Source organism: Nitrosomonas sp. (assembly GCF_022842015.1).
Taxonomy (GTDB): Bacteria; Pseudomonadota; Gammaproteobacteria; order Burkholderiales; family Nitrosomonadaceae; genus Nitrosomonas.
In genome coordinates this window covers 35,459-53,161 of record NZ_JALHQJ010000010.1, presented here as the reverse complement: position 1 = coordinate 53,161, position 17,703 = coordinate 35,459, and the positions used below count along the sequence as shown (strand labels likewise).

General features: G+C 43.3%; 17 protein-coding genes and 5 tRNA genes. 2 read left to right on the top strand and 20 right to left on the bottom strand.

Annotation, left to right across the window (positions count from 1 at the left end; genetic code table 11):
• The 6 genes from Q0C11_RS03270 to Q0C11_RS03245 all read right to left on the bottom strand — a co-directional run.
• Nucleotides 1–197 (bottom strand): GTP-binding protein (locus tag Q0C11_RS03270; protein WP_293005695.1); only part of this gene is annotated, 197 nt, incomplete at its 3' end.
• Between the two features lie 47 nt (nt 198–244).
• Nucleotides 245–319, bottom strand: a tRNA-Thr gene (locus Q0C11_RS03265).
• Between the two features lie 51 nt (nt 320–370).
• Nucleotides 371–444 (bottom strand) — tRNA-Gly (locus tag Q0C11_RS03260).
• Between the two features lie 94 nt (nt 445–538).
• Nucleotides 539–623, bottom strand: a tRNA-Tyr gene (locus Q0C11_RS03255).
• Between the two features lie 149 nt (nt 624–772).
• Nucleotides 773–1,750, bottom strand: coding sequence for an ABC transporter permease (locus Q0C11_RS03250; RefSeq protein ID WP_293005693.1), 978 nt, complete (start codon nt 1,748–1,750; stop codon nt 773–775).
• 21 nt (nt 1,751–1,771) lie between these two features.
• On the bottom strand, nt 1,772–3,958 hold the full coding sequence (locus Q0C11_RS03245) for an ABC transporter substrate-binding protein (RefSeq protein ID WP_293005691.1): 2,187 nt from the start codon (nt 3,956–3,958) through the stop codon (nt 1,772–1,774).
• Nucleotides 3,959–4,095: 137 nt separating this feature from the next.
• Between Q0C11_RS03245 and Q0C11_RS03240 the strand changes: the two genes are divergently transcribed.
• Nucleotides 4,096–4,881 carry an SDR family oxidoreductase gene (locus Q0C11_RS03240; protein WP_293005690.1) on the top strand — a complete coding sequence of 262 codons (786 nt, stop codon included), beginning with the start codon at nt 4,096–4,098 and terminating at the stop codon, nt 4,879–4,881.
• Nucleotides 4,882–4,907: 26 nt separating this feature from the next.
• Here the strand turns inward: Q0C11_RS03240 and Q0C11_RS03235 are convergent, their stop codons facing one another.
• The 14 genes from Q0C11_RS03235 to Q0C11_RS03170 form a co-directional block, all read right to left on the bottom strand.
• Nucleotides 4,908–6,791, bottom strand: a complete 1,884-nt coding sequence (locus Q0C11_RS03235; RefSeq protein ID WP_293005688.1) for a SurA N-terminal domain-containing protein — start codon at nt 6,789–6,791, stop codon at nt 4,908–4,910.
• Nucleotides 6,792–6,860: 69 nt separating this feature from the next.
• A tRNA-Asp gene (locus Q0C11_RS03230) sits at nt 6,861–6,937 on the bottom strand.
• Nucleotides 6,938–6,956: 19 nt separating this feature from the next.
• Nucleotides 6,957–7,032, bottom strand: a tRNA-Val gene (locus Q0C11_RS03225).
• Between the two features lie 15 nt (nt 7,033–7,047).
• The gene (locus tag Q0C11_RS03220; protein WP_293005686.1) at nt 7,048–7,320 is read right to left on the bottom strand and encodes an HU family DNA-binding protein; all 273 of its coding nucleotides are present in this window, start codon (nt 7,318–7,320) and stop codon (nt 7,048–7,050) included.
• A gap of 236 nt (nt 7,321–7,556) precedes the next feature.
• The gene (locus tag Q0C11_RS03215) at nt 7,557–8,549 is read right to left on the bottom strand and encodes an NAD(P)H-dependent glycerol-3-phosphate dehydrogenase (protein WP_293005684.1); all 993 of its coding nucleotides are present in this window, start codon (nt 8,547–8,549) and stop codon (nt 7,557–7,559) included.
• On the bottom strand, nt 8,546–9,004 hold the full coding sequence (locus Q0C11_RS03210) for an SH3 domain-containing protein (protein WP_293005682.1): 459 nt from the start codon (nt 9,002–9,004) through the stop codon (nt 8,546–8,548). The genes Q0C11_RS03215 and Q0C11_RS03210 overlap by 4 nt, the downstream gene beginning before the upstream one ends.
• 61 nt (nt 9,005–9,065) lie before the next feature.
• A complete protein-coding gene (secB, locus tag Q0C11_RS03205) occupies nt 9,066–9,503 on the bottom strand; it encodes a protein-export chaperone SecB (protein WP_293005680.1) in 438 nt (145 codons plus the stop codon).
• A 76-nt stretch (nt 9,504–9,579) separates the two neighbouring features.
• Nucleotides 9,580–9,837 carry a glutaredoxin 3 gene (gene grxC / locus Q0C11_RS03200; RefSeq protein ID WP_293005678.1) on the bottom strand — a complete coding sequence of 86 codons (258 nt, stop codon included), beginning with the start codon at nt 9,835–9,837 and terminating at the stop codon, nt 9,580–9,582.
• Nucleotides 9,838–9,845: 8 nt separating this feature from the next.
• Entirely contained in the window at nt 9,846–10,280 is a 435-nt protein-coding gene (locus Q0C11_RS03195; protein ID WP_293005676.1) for a rhodanese-like domain-containing protein, read from the bottom strand.
• Nucleotides 10,281–10,518: 238 nt separating this feature from the next.
• Complete coding sequence (gene glcF, locus Q0C11_RS03190; protein ID WP_293005674.1) at nt 10,519–11,769, bottom strand: glycolate oxidase subunit GlcF; 1,251 nt, start codon at nt 11,767–11,769, stop codon at nt 10,519–10,521.
• The gene (gene glcE, locus Q0C11_RS03185; RefSeq protein WP_293005673.1) at nt 11,770–12,846 is read right to left on the bottom strand and encodes a glycolate oxidase subunit GlcE; all 1,077 of its coding nucleotides are present in this window, start codon (nt 12,844–12,846) and stop codon (nt 11,770–11,772) included. It abuts the gene before it with no gap.
• A gap of 5 nt (nt 12,847–12,851) precedes the next feature.
• Entirely contained in the window at nt 12,852–14,306 is a 1,455-nt protein-coding gene (locus Q0C11_RS03180) for an FAD-linked oxidase C-terminal domain-containing protein (RefSeq protein WP_293005671.1), read from the bottom strand.
• 8 nt (nt 14,307–14,314) lie between these two features.
• Nucleotides 14,315–15,220, bottom strand: coding sequence for a 2-hydroxy-3-oxopropionate reductase (locus Q0C11_RS03175; RefSeq protein ID WP_293005669.1), 906 nt, complete (start codon nt 15,218–15,220; stop codon nt 14,315–14,317).
• 174 nt (nt 15,221–15,394) lie between these two features.
• Nucleotides 15,395–16,042 carry a nitric oxide reductase activation protein NorD gene (locus tag Q0C11_RS03170; RefSeq protein WP_293005668.1) on the bottom strand — a complete coding sequence of 216 codons (648 nt, stop codon included), beginning with the start codon at nt 16,040–16,042 and terminating at the stop codon, nt 15,395–15,397.
• Between the two features lie 379 nt (nt 16,043–16,421).
• On the opposite strand from Q0C11_RS03170, the gene Q0C11_RS03165 reads away from it, so the two are divergent.
• Nucleotides 16,422–17,678 (top strand): EAL and HDOD domain-containing protein, encoded by a 1,257-nt coding sequence (locus Q0C11_RS03165; RefSeq protein ID WP_293005666.1) that lies wholly within the window; start codon nt 16,422–16,424, stop codon nt 17,676–17,678.
• Nucleotides 17,679–17,703 lie beyond the last annotated feature (25 nt).

Here is a 17,703-nt window from a genome sequence, read left to right as displayed (position 1 = left end):
GCTGTATTAATGGTTATACCGCGCGCACGCTCTTCCGGTGCAGAATCAATTTGAGCATAACTCTTCGCTTCTCCACCAAACTTCTTCGTCAGTATCGTCGTAATTGCCGCAGTAAGCGTTGTCTTACCATGATCCACATGCCCTATCGTTCCAACATTTACATGTGGCTTAGACCGCTCAAATTTACTCTTTGCCATGTCTTGTTTCCCCTTTACGTGCTTTAACCATACAATCCATCATACTATGGAGCCCATGGCCAGAATTGAACTGGCGACCTCTCCCTTACCAAGGGAGTGCTCTACCACTGAGCTACATGGGCAAGCATATACACAAACAACCAATAACTATATAAATTAATACCACCCAAACCTGGAGCGGGTGAAGGGAATCGAACCCTCGTCGTAAGCTTGGAAGGCTTCTGCTCTACCATTGAGCTACACCCGCGCTACAAACCTTGTAAGAAAGCGCAAAATCGATCCGCCAAAGCAGAACATCCATTCCCTAAAGCCAATTTACTACCATACTATACTTCCTAACTTGGTGGAGGGGGAAGGATTCGAACCTTCGAAGGCAGAGCCGTCAGATTTACAGTCTGATCCCTTTGACCGCTCGGGAACCCCTCCGAACGAAACGGGGGATTATGAATATATTACCCCCATAAGTCAATCTTGTTTTATATTGAGGTAATATAAAAGGGCAATAATGTTTCAAAAATCACTTCTGCAAGCCAGAAATTCGCGACTTAACGAATTCTATCCCCAAAAAATCACACCTAAGTAAGTCGTATTCTTGGATCAACAAGCGTATAAGAAATATCGGTTAGGATCAGCCCCACAATATAAAGCATTGAGCCCAGAAAAACCATTGCCCTGACAATCGCGAAGTCCTGTGAATTAATCGCATCGATGGTATAACTGCCAAGTCCCGGAATACCGAAAAAAGATTCGACCAGCAAACTCCCCAGAAACAACAGAGGCACGACAACAACCGCGCCGGTTAGAATTGGAATTAATGCATTTTTGAGTACATGCCTGAATAAAACAATACGTTCCGATAACCCTTTTGCTCTAGCTGTACGCACATATTCTTTGTTCATCTCCTCTAAAAATATTGTACGATACCAACGAATGTGAGATCCAGCACTACTAATAACGCCAATCAAGACAGGCAACAACAAAAACTTTGTTGCGTCTAATCCAGTTCCATAACCCGATATTGGAACCCAATGCCATAATTTACTTACCAAAAACTGTCCAACAATAATATAAAATAAACTCGAAATCGACATCAGCGCCACACATATAACCACCCCCCAGAAATCGATATAAGTGGCACGAAAAAAAACTATCAGCAACGCAAAAGTAATATAAACAAGCAACCCTAATACAAATACAGGCAGCGCAATTGCAAGGCTTGGCATCATGCGTGACTTAATTTCTCGCGCAATATCCCGCCCATCATCCGAACGTCCAAATTCAAAAACAAACATTGAAATTGATTTCTCAAAGAAAATTGTATTCGTCAGTTTTTCCAGCTTCTCGACTTCGGAATTAAACAATAGAGGCTTATCGTAACCTCGCTCAACTTTCCATTTTTCAATTGCTTCTGGCGTAACATACTTAATACCCAATTGCATGCGCGCCATATCATCAGGTGTATTCACTACAAAAAATAACGTAAATGTAAGTAAATTGACCCCGATAAGTATCGGTATCGCATAAAACAAACGTCTAACAATATAACTTAGCATTATCAGTAGATTGCTGTGAATTTAGGCTTTACGTACTGCAGTACTACTTTCGTGACGACGGAACGCTCCTACAGCGGGAACAAAACTAATCATCAAAATAATTGGTATCAATGCAATAGGCCAAAATACCGGCTCATTCCATTCGCGACGCTTAGCCTCTCTTAAATTGGCATCAATTTTAAAATATTTGATATTATTATTTGATATTCTGTTTGGTTTAACATTCTGATACCAAGAATGATACAAACCATAATCTTTTGGATGATATCCCCACAACCAGGGCGCATCGTAACGCAATATCTCCACCATGCGATCTATAATCAGTTGTCGCTCCGGCCCATTCTCCATATTTTTCATCTGCTCAAACAACTGATTATATTCAGTATTGTCATAATTCACAGCATTCTCACCACTATTTCCGACCTTGCGTTGAGGTCCATATAGTAAAAACAAGAAATTCTCCGGATCAGGGTAGTCTGCATTCCAACCCCACTCGAAAATTTGTGCATTGCCTTTTCGAATCTTATCTTGAAAACGATTGTAATCTGTGCTCCTAACTACCAATTGTATATTTAATTTTTGGAATTGTTTCCGCATCCAATCAAGCTTTGATCTATCTTCAGAACTGCGCGCCGTCACATCAAAATACAGAATTAATGGCGCTCCCGTTTTTCGATCAATCCCATTTGGATATCCCGCCTCCGCAAGCAAAGCTTTTGCAGTTTGGATTGATTTTCTCTGCGGCTGACCACCAATCCAGTCATATACTATCGAGTTTATACCTTCTCGACCATCACGATAGCCTACAATACCCGGCGAGATCGGGCTTTGTGCGGGTATTCCTCGACCATTCGCAAAAATTGAAATAAATTCTTCATAATCAACAGCAATCGAAATCGCTTGCCGAAGCTTTCTAGCCGATTCACGCTCACGCTCATTCCTCCCCCCCACCACAGGATCCAACATATTAAAACCCATGTAGTAAGTTGACACCGCCACAGTTGTTTCCAACCTGATCCCTTGCTCTTCCATTTCTTCGGTAACTGTCGCCTCCCCTTGTCCGACTAGCTGAACCGCCTGATCAAAACTGTCTGAACCAATGCCGCTGGCATCATAATAACCTTGCATAAATTTATTCCATCTTGGAATACTTTCTTTTTCCCGGGTATAAATAACTTTGTCGATAAATGGCAATTTTTTTCCCGCATCCTTTAGTAATCCACTCTCATCATCTCCGAGCATACCCTTTGTCGGATAGTATTCGTCATGGAAGTTCGGATTTTTTTCTAATACCATGCGCAGATTGGGATCGTTTTCAGTGAGCATATATGGACCTGTACCAACAGGATACCAATCTAGTGTTATGTTTTTTTGCATTAATCCCAACTGCGAATAAAAACGATCTGCTTCCCAAGGAATCGGCGCAAAAAAAGGCATCGCCAACCAATAGAGAAATTGAGGATACTTCCCATGTATTTTTATGCGATAAGTATATTTATCGATTACTTGAACCCCCTCTAATCGATGCTTCCTCAAGTCTAAGTATTTTTCTCCCTCTGGTAAATTTAGTTCTGCATTTTTCAATGCAGCTGCATACTCCTTCAGTCCCACTATATAATCCGCCATGAGCCCATATATTGGAGAATGCAATCTTGGGTGAGCCAGACGCTTAACCTGATACACATAATCTTCAGCCTCCAACTCCCTAGTATCTGTATAAGCAAAATCGGATAGCTTAAATATCGATGCTAATGTTTGCTCGTTCAGTGCATGATATAACCAATTATCCTGCTCATCCATCACAAAAGCTGGATGAGGTTGATAGAAAATCTCAGGTTTAATCGAGATCTCATAAACACTATAAACAATATCATTAGAATGCGCCTCATCCGACAATTGGATACCTTCAGCGTCGAAATATTTCACTATGGGCATTTCTTCCGCAGTTGCTGGAATTAAAACAAAAGGCCTTTTCAAATAATGATATTGCAGTGGAGGTTCGTAAATCTGGGCAGTAAACTGGATTTCATTGGAACTGTAGGATTGCACTGGGTCAAGATGCTTTGGACGTTCAGTAAACACACTATAAAGAATATTCTCCCCTGTCTCCGAAGCGGCATAAGGATTATTCCAATTATTCTCACCACATGCAGTTAGTTGTACAGTAGTAACAATCAGTAACCAGAACTTAATTAATAAAAATTTCATTGCAAACCCGGCTTTCTAGAATCTGTTCAAAGTCAATAATGATACTCGCATCTTCAACTTATTCTTGTGTTTAACGCCACCTTACTCAACCCTTCGGCTATAATTTGTCAAAATGCTCAATTTTACAAGGAAAATTTATGGGATTTCTCGCCAATAAGCGTGTACTCATTACAGGACTACTCAGTAACCGCTCAATAGCTTACGGTATCGCGAAGGTCATGAAACGAGAAGGTGCGTCATTAGCCTTTACTTATCAAAGCGAAGAACTTCATGGGCGAGTTGAAAAGTTAGCCGCTGAGTTTGACAGCAGTTTACTATTTCCCTGCAATGTTGCAAGCGACGATGAAATCTCAATGTGCTTTGAGCAACTGCAAAAGCATTGGGATGGATTGGATTGTATTATCCATTCGATTGCCTTTGCACCCCGTGAAGCCCTAAGTGGAGATTACCTGGAAAGTGTTGATAGAGAGGCTTTTCGAATTGCACACGATATCAGCGCCTATAGTTTCTCAGCCCTTGCAAAAGCTGCTCAACCATTAATGCAAGATAGAAATGGCGCTCTTTTAACGCTAAGCTATTTAGGTGCTGTTCGTGTCATGCCCAACTACAATGTAATGGGGCTAGCCAAAGCCAGCCTTGAAGCGAATGTTCGCTTCATGGCTTCCAGCTTGGGCCCAAAAGGGATACGTGTTAATGCTATTTCTGCCGGACCCATTAGAACTCTGGCAGCCTCCGGTATCGGAAATTTTGGAAAATTATTAGGATATACTGAGAAGGTCGCTCCGCTCCGACGTAATGTCACTATCGAAGAAGTTGGCAATGTTGCCGCTTTCTTATGCAGTGACCTGGCCAGTGGCATTACCGGGGAAATCACTTATGTAGATGCAGGTTTTAATACAGTCGCATTTAATCTCGGCGATTAACCACAATTAGAGTACTAAAATAACAATCAAAAACTATTTTGTTTAATTTTGACTTCATACCGCTGCCTGATTGCAGTCAGATAAGACGACATTTCTTCTTGCGTTATCATCTGCTGCAATTGCTTAGTAAAATTTTCAAGCGTAGTTTTTTCATCTGGTACAGGCTCTATTACCCTGCTAATTTGTATTAAATTAAACCCGCCCTCTGGATTAACCACGCCGACATAAACAGGAAGCTCATCAACTTCTGCTCTAAAAATAGCCCGCAAAGCCTCATGATCTAATCCTTGCGGCTGCATATAAGAAATCGATTGCGTATCATCCCAAGCAATATCATCAAGAACCTCTCCCGCCTGTAATCGAGTAAGCTTTTCTCGTCCCTCTGCAACAGCCATTGATGCAGCCATCTCCCGCTTAAGTTTATCCACGATTTCATCTCTTACAACTGCCAATGACTGTGCAGTAGCCGGTCTATATTCAATAACACGAGCAGAAACGAATGTATCAGGATCTACTTCGATAGCTTCCGTATTACGGCCATTTGAAATGACATCATCTGAAAAAATTGCTTTCAGCATTTTTTCATTGGAAAGAATCTCGGGCTCTATTGAGTCTCTTGTAATCCAATCACTCTTTTCTATGGTTAACTCAAACTTTTCAGCCGCTGCTTGCAGACTTTCACCCTGCTCATAAACAACATTACTAAAGTCCTCGGCAATCTCACCAAAAACACTTTCTACCATTCCTATCTTAAGCGTATTCTCAATTTGCTCACGAACCTCCTCTAGATCTGGGTGCCTCTCTTCCTTGATTGCTGTTAATTTAATTATATGCAGACCAAAATCTGTTTCTACTATGTTGCTGATTTCATCCAGTTGCATCGAAAAAATTTTATTTTCAAAAGATTTAACCATGACACCACGGCCAAAGAAGCCAAGATCTCCTCCCCGCACTGCTGAACCGGGGTCATCTGAATGCTCTCTTGCAATTTCTGCAAACTGATCTGGATCCTGCTTAACCTGTTCCAAAATTTTCTCTGCCTTATCCCACGCTATTTGTTTTTCTTCCTCTGATGCGTCCGCAGACACACTGATTAATATATGACTAGCCTTGCGTTCCTCAGATTGACCAAACTCCGATTGATGCTCTGAAAAATAAGTATTGACCGCCTCATCACTCACGAATTCGTTTTTTGCTACAGCATCCAAAGATAAAACCAGATATTCAACTTTGGCTCGTTCCGGCAAATCAAAATCCGCTTTATGCTGTTCATAATAAGCAGAAATATCTTCTTCTCTAGGCACGGCCTGAGAGAGAAATTGGTCAGGTGCAATTTGTGATTGACTGATCTCACGCCGGACTTCACTCAGGTATTGCACTCTCTCAGCGATAGTGCTTGGCGTGATCGCATTTTCACTATATCCATCTAGTAGCTGTTGCAACAATAGTTCTTGGCGCACACGTGATTCAAATATCTCGGGGGTAAGACCTTGGTTACGCAACAATTCTTCGTATTGCTGCTTAGAAAATTTATTATTCTTTTGAAATGCCTGCACATCTTGAATTGTCTTTATTAACTGCGAGTCCAAAACAACAAAGCCATTTTTTACAGCTTCTTGCTGTAATAATCGCTGCTGAATCAGCCTTTCAAGCACAGAGTTTCTAACTTCAAAATTATCAAGCATCGCGCTATCGAAATTTGCGCCAAGCATACCCCGCAAGCGTTCATGATGATCACGTAGTGCTTGTTCATACTCGCGCCGGGAAATTTCGTCACCTTCGACGATTGCAACATAGCCTTCGCCACTATCGCTCCGATAAGATTCCACGCCCCAGAACATAAATGGCAGCACTGCCAAGCCCAGAATCACCTGAACGACACGTTTTTTTCGGTTAACTAGATCAAACACAATTAGAGTCTACGAAAATAATTTTAGTGGAAATAACCTTGGGAAATTTATAATTCATTACTGATTTTTTGGCGGAGTGGACGGGACTCGAACCCGCGACCCCCGGCGTGACAGGCCGGTATTCTAACCAACTGAACTACCACTCCCAAACTGGTCTATATTGATTGGTGGGTGCTGACGGGATCGAACCGCCGACATTCGCCTTGTAAGGGCGACGCTCTACCAGCTGAGCTAAGCACCCCAATCAGAAAGTGCGCTAGTTTACTGCATCTTTGAGTGCTTTACCAGCACTGAATTTAGGTACCTTAGCTGCTTTGATCTTAATGGCTGCGCCGGTACGAGGATTACGACCCGTACGCGCAGCTCTTGTACCTACTTTAAAAGTCCCAAATCCGACCAAAGTTACACTTTCATTCTTTTTAAGCGCTCCTTTTATTGCAGTTAATGCTCCATCCAATGCGCTTCCTGCCGAAGCTTTGGAAATTTTAGCCGAGTTTGCGATAGCTTCAATGAGTTCGGATTTGTTCATATAATTCCCCTTCTAAGTTAATGGTAATTAAATCACAAGCAAATACTGCAGTCGCACTTATATCAAGCCGTTAACGCCCGGTCAAGCAAATTCAGGCGTTCCCGTAACATCATTAATTTGATTGACCAATGTTACAAAAAACTACAATTTTTACATTAAGAGTATAAAAATACATACAAACAATGCGTTATATATAAAAACAGGAATCATTAATACCTCATCGAGTCAATTTAATATCAATAAATTTCTGATTTCTGTTCACGATTTAACAACACTTCCACAGCACTTCGCGCCGACACACCTTCATGTAAAATACTGCAAATTGCTTGTGTAATGGGCATTTCAATATTCAATCTCTTACCTAATTGCAGCACTGATAGTGCTGCATGCACACCCTCAGCTACATGTCCAAGCTCATTTAAAATATCATGCAATGTTTTCCCTGCAGCTAACATCAATCCTACTCGTCTGTTCCGTGATAGATCGCCAGTACTTGTCAAAATCAAATCACCCACACCCGCCAATCCGATAAAAGTCTCCATCTTTCCACCCAGGCTAAGCCCTAGCCTAGTTATTTCCATTAACCCTCGCGTGATTAATGCGGCACGTGCATTGTGGCCAAACCCAATACCATCAGAGATACCTGCCGCGATCGTAATTACATTCTTTATCGCGCCCCCGGTTTCCACGCCGACAATATCTCCACTGGTATAGATTCTCAATCTTGGGCTATGTAATTCTGCCGATATTCTGCTTGAAAACTCAGGTTCGTTAGAGGCAAATGTTAAAGCTGTCGGCAGTCCCTGTGCAACTTCTTCCGCAAAACTAGGTCCCGATAAAACCCCGCAATAAGAAAGTTTAACGCCATACTCTTCCTCAACGACTTGATGCGGCAGATAAGCGGTTCCTGTCTCTAAACCCTTACATCCCCAAATAAGCGGCACTCTGATATTGCTTGCAATGATAGTCCGTAAAGTTTCGCGTAAGCCTGCAATGGGAACGACAATCAAAGCGAGATCAACGCCATCGAGGGCTTCAGTAAGTTGCGAGGTAATCTTTAGCGATTTAGGTAACAAATATCCTGGCAAGAAAGATTGATTAAAGCGTCGCTTATCCATGTCAACTGCATGTTCTGGATCTTTCGTCCACAAATTTATTTGATGACGTGCAGAAAAACTAATTGCTAATGCGGAACCCCATGCACCCGCACCCAGTACTGCAATTTTCATGAACCCCAAACCTGACTGACTTTAACATAACCCATTGGACCGTCGCTATGCCGCACTTTCACCCATCCTTGGATTTCGGACTGCAGCCACTCCATAACGATATTCTCTTCAGCTTGAAATACTAATTCTGAGTTAACATCTGCGGACAAGTGAACATCAGCTAATGGTACTGTCACAATAACATAGCGTTGTTGATTCAAATCTTTCTTCTGAACCCAAGCAAGCCCCCCGCTACTATCACGAACTTTTGCCCATCCATCGACATCCACCACTACTTCAACTGGGAGATGGCGCCCTGCCACAAATAATTTATCAGCTTGTAACGACGGTGCATCATACATAACAATGGCATTTTCAGCTATCGAGAAAAACTCCATCTCAGCCATCACATAGCCTGGAAGCAAATACAAAATACTCATCACTGCAATCAGTATTTTGCATTTCAGTCTAGGCACTGAATTCTGCAATTTTCTTTTCATTGTAGGATTACGTTCAAACTTCAAGATTATTATCAATTTAGTGTGTACTAGGTTCCGTTTTTTTTTGCTGATAGATCGCTTCAAAATTTACCGGATTGAGAATTACCGGTGGGAAACCGGATCTAGTCACAATATCCGACACTACCTCACGCAAATAGGGAAAAAGAATATTGGGACACCCGATCCCCAGAACGGGTTCTATTTCCTCATTTGGAATATTTTGAATACGAAAAATACCGGCCTGTTGCGTCTCAATCAAAAACATTATCTTATCTTTAATCTTAGCGGTAACTGTTACCGTTAGCAGCACTTCGTACAATCCTGTATCAATACTTTGATGTTTAGTTCCAAGTTGCAAATTAATCTCGGGCGTATCTCTTTCCAGAAAGATATTAGGTGCATTTGGAATCTCCAGAGATAAATCCTTTACATAAATTTTTTCTATAGCAAAAACTGGTTGCGGCTGCTCACTCATATTTAATATCCGGTGGTGAATAAAAGTTAAATTCCATTTACATTATAAATCGCAATTAAACACTCTAATTCTGCGATCAAGTTGCCAGTAATGCTGCTAATTCCCCCTTACGATCAAGTTGCGTTAAATCATCGTAACCTCCCACGTACCGCTCTCCGATATAAATCTGAGGAACAGTACGGCGACCGGTTTTATCCATCATCTCAACACGCTGGTCAGGCTCTAAATCAATACGAATTTTCTCAATCTCATCAACACCTCTTGAACGCAATAAGCTTTCGGCCATTTTACAATAAGGACAAAAACCTGATGTATACATAATTACTCTGGGCATATGACTCTCTAACGCTTGGCGATAGGCAAACCAGCACGTTTCCATGCATCAATGCCACCCATTAGATTAATTACCTGAGAAAAACCATTTTTCTTCAAAACCACACTGGGATTATTCGATCGAATACCAGCCCGGTATATCACAAGAATAGGTTTTTCCTTAAACTTCTGTAGTTCTGTCCAGCGCTCCGCAATTTTCTCAGCTGGAATATGTTTAGAGTTTGGCAAATGGCCCGCTGTATACTCGCTGTCATCACGGACATCTAGCACTAACGCATCCTGGTAATTGATTAATTGAACCGCGACTCGCGTATCAACCTCTTTTATGCCCCGCTGTGTAAGCATAGGCCACAACAACAGTGATCCACTGACTAATGCTGTAATAACAAAGAGCAAATTCTCCAATCTCAGCAGAAAATGATCTTGAAATATTGATAATTCCATATAAATTTTATTCTAGTATTAAATAATGATTTTATCAGAAACTAAAAAACTACGGGGTTCCTTTATCCTCCTGCAAAGAGCAAATACTTTATCTTGATAATATCCTGATAAAGCACTGACTGAATAATCGGAAAATTAAATCTGATTAAGTTTGTGTAACAGACATGGAAACAGTATGCGCAATACATAGCAGCTGCGCTGCCTGAACCAAGATCATTTACTGACAAACACTGCAACTTCAAACTTTAGGGCGAATTATCCGCTCATCCAATAACTCAATCCAGTGTTTCACAGGTGTTAATGTACCGTTTTTCAGGTGCATCAAACACCCAATATTCGCAGTAGCAACCTGATCCGGTTTTCCGGACTCAAGCGCAATGATTTTATTTTTCAAGAGTTGTTGTGAAAGCTCCGGCTGCAAAATTGAGTACGTGCCTGCTGAACCACAACATAGATGCGCATTGGGAACAACGGTTAAATCAAAACCAGCAAGCATCAGTATTTTCTCCACTACACCACGAATTTTCATGCCATGCTGCAGGGTACAAGGAGAATGGAAAGATAATTTTGACTGATTCAGCTCTAATCGCGATTGGACCAATTGTTGCAGACTCTCGATTTCAACCAATAGCACTTCACTAATATCTTTGGTCAGAGCTGAAATATTTTCAGCTTTTTCTGCATAATCCGGATCATGACTTAATAAATGCCCATATTCTTTGACCGTTACACCACACCCACTCGCAGTCATCACAATCGCCTCGATTCCTTCTTGCTCAAGCAAAGGCCACCAAGCATCTATATTGCGCCGCATATAGTTAAGCCCATCCTGCTGGTCATTCAAATGGAAGGTGACTGCGCCACAACATCCTGCATTTTCAGCCTTGATCAATGTTATGCCCAGGCTGTTTAGCACACGTGCAGTAGCGGCATTAATATTAGGCGCCAATGACGGTTGCACGCAACCGTCAAGCACCAGCATTTTGCGCGCATGCCGCTCTGCAGGCCACGCACTGGCAGGATCAGGCTTAACCGGAATTTTTCTTTTGAGTTTCTGCGGCAAGAATGGGCGCACGACCTGACCCACTTTGAAAAACGTATTGAATAGCAATGGATTAGGCAAAATTTTCCGCAGTGTATACCGCAAAACTTCTGATCCAAGATCACGCTTTACCTGTTTCTCAACAATGCCTCGACTGATATCCACTAAGGCACCATAACGCACCCCTGATGGGCAAGTCGTTTCACAGGCACGGCATGTAAGGCATCGATCCAGATGCAATTGCGTTTTTTGCGTGACCGACTGCCCTTCCAGCATCTGTTTCATCAGATAAATACGACCGCGCGGACTATCCAGCTCATCACCCAGAATCTGATAGGTAGGGCAAGTCGCCAAACAAAAACCGCAATGCACGCAACTACGCAAAATGGCATCCGCTTCCTGCCCCTGCGGTGAGTTTTTTATAAAATCAGCAAGCTTGGTTTGCATTTAAAACTCTGAATAAAACCGGCCGGGATTAAAAATTCCCGATGGATCAAATTTTTCTTTCAGCAAGCGATGAATTTCCAGCATAGCCGGATCCAACGGATGAAACACAGCATTGCGCAACGCATTGCTACGAAACAAAGTAACATGGCCACTCGCATTTTTAGCTGTTTTACGAATTATTTCCTGGCCCACACTTGCATCACAAAGCAACCACCGTAAGCCGCCACACCACTCCAGTAATTGTTTTCCGGGCAGTAATATAGGCGCTGTTGTTGATTTGATCGATAAACGCCATAGAAGCTTATCTGATTGAAAAAAATCATGCGACTGCTCGCGTACCGATTGCCAGAAATCCTTACCTCCTGCTAACTCTTCGCCTCCCAATTTTATCTGCGCTGCACGCACTGCTGATTCAGCACCAGATAACCTGAGAAACAACACGCCCTCAACATAACAAGTTGCTGAAATCGGCAGCGGCTTACTAGCCCATTGATTCATTTTCTCGATCGCTGCAGCTTCATCCATGGGCATCTGTATCGTAATTTCAAATGGTGGTTTTGGTAAGACCTTCAGCGAAACTTCCAGCAACACACCTAAAGTGCCCATAGCTCCCACCATCAACCGGGAAACATCATAACCCGCGACATTTTTCATTACTTGTCCGCCAAAACGCAAATCCCTACCTTTTCCGTCGAGCAATCGCGTACCCAACACAAAATCACGCGCCGCGCCAGCAGCAACACGACGTGGACCTGATAAACCCGTCGCAATGCACCCACCCAAAGTCGCATCTGCACCAAAATGTGGCGGCTCGAATGGCAACATTTGCCCGTGCTGCGCCAGCAAAGCCTCCAGATCCGCCAAGCGTGTACCTGCGCACGCTGTAATCACCAACTCAGTCGGTTCGTAATCAATAATGCCGTGATACGCCGTCGTATCTAACAAGATATCTTTTTGCCCGAATGAGGAATTACCATAAAAATGCTTGGTGCCACCACCGCGTATTTGCAATGGGGATTTATTCTCTGCCGCAGCACAAATTACTGCGCTATATTGATCAATAATAACTTGCTGCATAGGCTCTAAAATCGCGGCAATTCCGCAAATTTTTCCTCGCCTCGATGCACATGCATCGCGCCCAATTCCGCACAACGATGTAAAGTAGGAACCGCTTTACCGGGATTCAGCAATCCCGTTGGATCAAATGCCGCCTTCACCGCATGAAACATTGCCAACTCACCCGTGCCAAATTGGATACACATCTGATTGATTTTCTCCATTCCCACGCCATGTTCCCCGGTAATTGTACCCCCTGCACGAATACACATCTCCAGTATCTTTCCGCCAAACTCTTCGGTCCTTTCCAATTCACCCGGCTGATTGGCATCGTATAAAATCAAGGGGTGTAAGTTACCATCCCCAGCATGAAACACATTCATGCAGCGCAACCCATATTCCAGGGATAACTTCTCAATGCCGCGCAGCACATCGGCCAGTCGTTTTCGCGGAATCGTTCCATCCATGCAGTAATAATCCGGCGAAACCCTACCGGCAGCGGGAAATGCTGCTTTCCGTCCAGCCCAAAACCTAAGGCGCTCTGCTTCATTGCGCGAGGTGCTGATTTTGGTTGCTCCGCTTTGCTGCATAATGGAATAAATTTGCTTGATCTCATCTGCCACTTCTTCATCGCTGCCATCAGATTCGCACAGCAAAATTGCCGCCGCATCCAAGTCATAGCCCGCTTGTAAAAATTCTTCCACTGCATGAATAGTAATTTTATCCATCATTTCCATACCGGCGGGAATAATGCCTGCAGCGATGACATTCGCCACCGCATTACCTGCCTTGAGTACATCATCAAATGCTGCCATCACCAACTGTGCCTTCTCCGGCATTGGAATCAGTTTCACGGTAATTTCCGTGATTATGCCCAGCATACCTTCACTACCGGTCATTAACGCGAGCAAATCATACCCCGCACTATCCAAACTCTCGCCGCCTATTTCCAGACACTCGCCATCAATCGTCAAAACCCGTAGTTTGACAATGTTGTGCACTGTTAAGCCATATTTCAAGCAGTGCACGCCACCCGAATTCTCTGCCACGTTACCGCCAATCGAGCAAGCAATCTGCGATGAAGGATCGGGTGCATAATATAAGCCATACATCGCCACTGCCTCACTAATCGCCAGATTTCTGACTCCAGGCTGCACACGCGCCATACGCGCCAACGAATCAATCGCGATAATTTGGTTCAGCTTAGCTAATGACAGCAAAACGCCTTGCACATGCGGCAGTGCACCTCCTGACAAACCAGTACCTGCACCGCGTGCCACGACAGGAATGCTCGTAGCATGGCAAAGCTGCAAAATTTTGACGATCTGCTCTTCCGTGTGCGGCAACACAACCACCAGCGGCAATTGCCGATACGCTGATAAGCCATCGCATTCATATGGCCTCAAATCTTCGGTTTCGTATAGCACCGCCTCATGCGGCAAAATCGCATGCAGTTTATTGACAAGTTCGTGTAGGGTCATGAAGTTAATTATTCCAGATGCTTCCGAATTTCGTGATCAGCCAGTTTTTCCAGTATTTTCACAATAGCGGAATTATCCCATTTTGCGCCGCCATGCGCGAGGCAAGCAGAAAATAATTCACGCACGGTTGCGGTATTCGGCAAACTCACACCCAAAGCGGACGCGCTTTCCAATGCAATATTTAAATCTTTTTGATGTAATTCAATGCGAAAACCGGGCTCAAAGCACCGGTTAATCATACGCTCCCCATGCACTTCCAACACACGCGAAGCTGCAAAACCACCTAGCAACGCCTGCCGAACTTTCTCCGGATCCACTCCTGCCTTGGATGCGAACAACAACGCCTCAGCCACAGCTTCGATCGCTGAAGATACGACGATTTGATTGGCAATTTTACACACCTGGCCCGCACCGTTTTCGCCTACAAGAGTCACGCTCTTTCCCATCAACGCAAGAATAGGTTTTACTTTCTCGAATACCGTCACGCTTGAGCCTACCATGATCGTCAGTGTCGCATTTTGCGCCCCGACATCACCGCCGGATACTGGTGCGTCCATATAATCATGTCCCAGGCCGTTGATACGTGCTGCAAATTTACGCGTTTCCAATGGCGAAATCGAACTCATATCTACAATTATCTTGGCCTGATCCGAACACAATTCAAGTCCCTCGACAATGCCATTTTCACCAAATAAAACCTTCTCCACATCAGGCGTATCTGGCAGCATAGTGATAACAATATCCGCATGCTGCGCCACTTCTTTGTGTGACAAACACTCCCCGCCACCCAAACCAATCAGGTCTGCAGGCACCCCGCTGCGCGAGTGCAAAAACAAGCTATGTCCACCCTCAATTAAATGTCTGGCCATAGGCTTCCCCATGATACCCAGACCGATAAAACCGATATTTGCCATAAAAAATTTAAACCGGATTTAAAAAAGTTAAATGGAAGAAGCTAATTACACCATACTTAGCCACTTTTTAGAAACCAATCACGCGGACAACTGCAGCGGCTCCGTTAACCCAATTTGGTTAACTAATCACCCATCAATTGCTGACAGATGAAGGGAAGAGCGTGGGAAACGCAATCAGGTCGGCACAATGACATACCCTCCTTTCCCAAAGAGATAGGGAAAATAATCCTGAGCCTTGCAGTCTATCATAATTCCAAATATCGAAAGCCCGGCTTTACGCGCTTCCAGGATCGCTCGCCGGGTATCTTCAATACCGTAACGGCCCTCATAATAATCCAGATCATTGGGTTTACCATCGCTTAATAAGAACATCAGACGATGGCGCTCAGGACGTTTGCTCAGAAGTTGACAGTTATGGCGCAATGCGGCTCCCATACGTGTGTAGTATAGCCAGGACGCAACGATGCGATGCGATGCGATGCGACGCAATATCTGACTATTAAAATCTTTGATGACTGAGACACGGACATGATGTTTTTTTCGCGAAGTAAAAGTATAAATTGCGAAGGTATCTTTACAAGTAGCAAGACCCGACGCCAATGTTACCAAAGCCTCCTTTTCGATATCCAGGATGCGTCGGTTATTCACCCAGCTATCGGTGGAAAGCGACACATCCACCAATATGGCAACAGCCAAATCGCGTGTCTGCTGGCGCGATTTTAAATAGATTTGATCAGAGCTATTTCCATTAGCAAAAAAATCACATTTCGTCCGCACCAGTGCGTCGATATCCAATTCAACCCCATCCAATTGGTTACGCAAAATCTCACGCTTGGGCGCAACGCTTCAAACTGGCGCTGGATTTTACGAAAAAGGCGCCTGGCTTGAGGATCGGGCACCAATAGGTTAATCCATATAATGCAAAAGAATAACAACCCTTTATCTAGCGTCTTTACGTATTCTTGTAAAGACAAATAAGTGATCTTCATTGAGAAAGACAAAAAAATAAGTACATGGTCAAATTTGCCATTTAGCTATTAAAAAGCCGCTTTATTATCACAAAGCAATCGTCGGCTTTGCTATATGCTCCTCTGCGTGAAAGAAAATATACATTCCTATTATTCAAGTATTGTTAGGGTTCTAGCAATAGCATCGAATAACCAAGAATCATGCGCTGCAATTGATTATTCCGGAGGAATCTATGGGAAGCATCTGTCTTGGCCGCCAGCCCATTCTAGATCGTAATCGCAATCTAGTGGCATTTGAATTACTGTTTAGGGAGGAAGGTGCTGAAGAAGCAGCTAATGTCATTAATGACTTGTCGGCATCCGCAAACGTTATCGTGAATGCCTATGGGAAGTTCGGAATCCACAACGTGCTGGGTCATCAGCGTGGCTTTATTAACGCAGATCCTGACCTCATCTTGAGTGACATTATTAGCTTACTGCCCAGTAAGCATATCGTATTAGAAGTGAAGGAATTCGCATCCATTACACCGGAGTTTCTACAGCGCTGTAAGGAACTGAAGCAAAAAGGGTATCAGTTTGCACTCGACAATATTGTGGCTATCAACCTTCAAGTTGAGCTGCTGTTACCGTTGGTCAGTGTCGTCAAAGTCGACGTTCTAGCTCTGACCAAAGATCAGCTCACCCAGCTGGTTAATCAGCTCAATCTTTGGCCTGTCTTACTCCTAGCGCTCAAAGTTGAAAACCAAGAACAGGAAACACATTGCAGGCAATTAGGTTTCCAAATGTTTCAAGGCTACTATTTTGCTAAACCTGAAGTTATGTCGGCCAAGCGTGCTGATACTGGCAGGGTTTCATTATTAAAATTGTTAGCTTTGGTGATGCGCGATAATGATCAAGATAGCGATATAAACGAAATTGAGAAGGAATTTAAAAATCAACCGAGCTTAAGTTATAACCTGTTGCGTATGGTGAATTCAAGTAACGAAGGTTTACCACTCATAATTAATTCTATTAAACAAGCCGTTCAGTTAATGGGACGCAAGCAGTTACAAAAATGGATACAGCTTTTACTTTACACCTCCAGCCAATCACCGGATACGGACAGTATCTCTGATGAAATCACACAAACTGCCGTAACACGCGGGAAATTGATGGAATTAATTGCAACGGCTGAACGTCCTCATGATAAGAACCATCAGGAACGTGCCTATATGGTCGGCATTTTGTCGCTTCTCGACGAACTACTTGGCATTGAAATGCAACAAGTCGTCAACAAATTAGGAATTTCTGATGACACAAGTCAAGCCTTATTAACTCGCCACGGGCGTTTGGGTCAGGCATTAAAATTAATCGAAGCCAAAGAAAAAGGTGAAATAACCTCTATTCACTCCCTATTATCCGAACTCGGTTTTCTCAGTCTGGATGACTTCTCAGATATTGAAATGCAAGCAATAAAATGGGTTAGTCGTTCAGAAGAAACCATGAGTTAATATATGCTTGTATGCAATATTACGC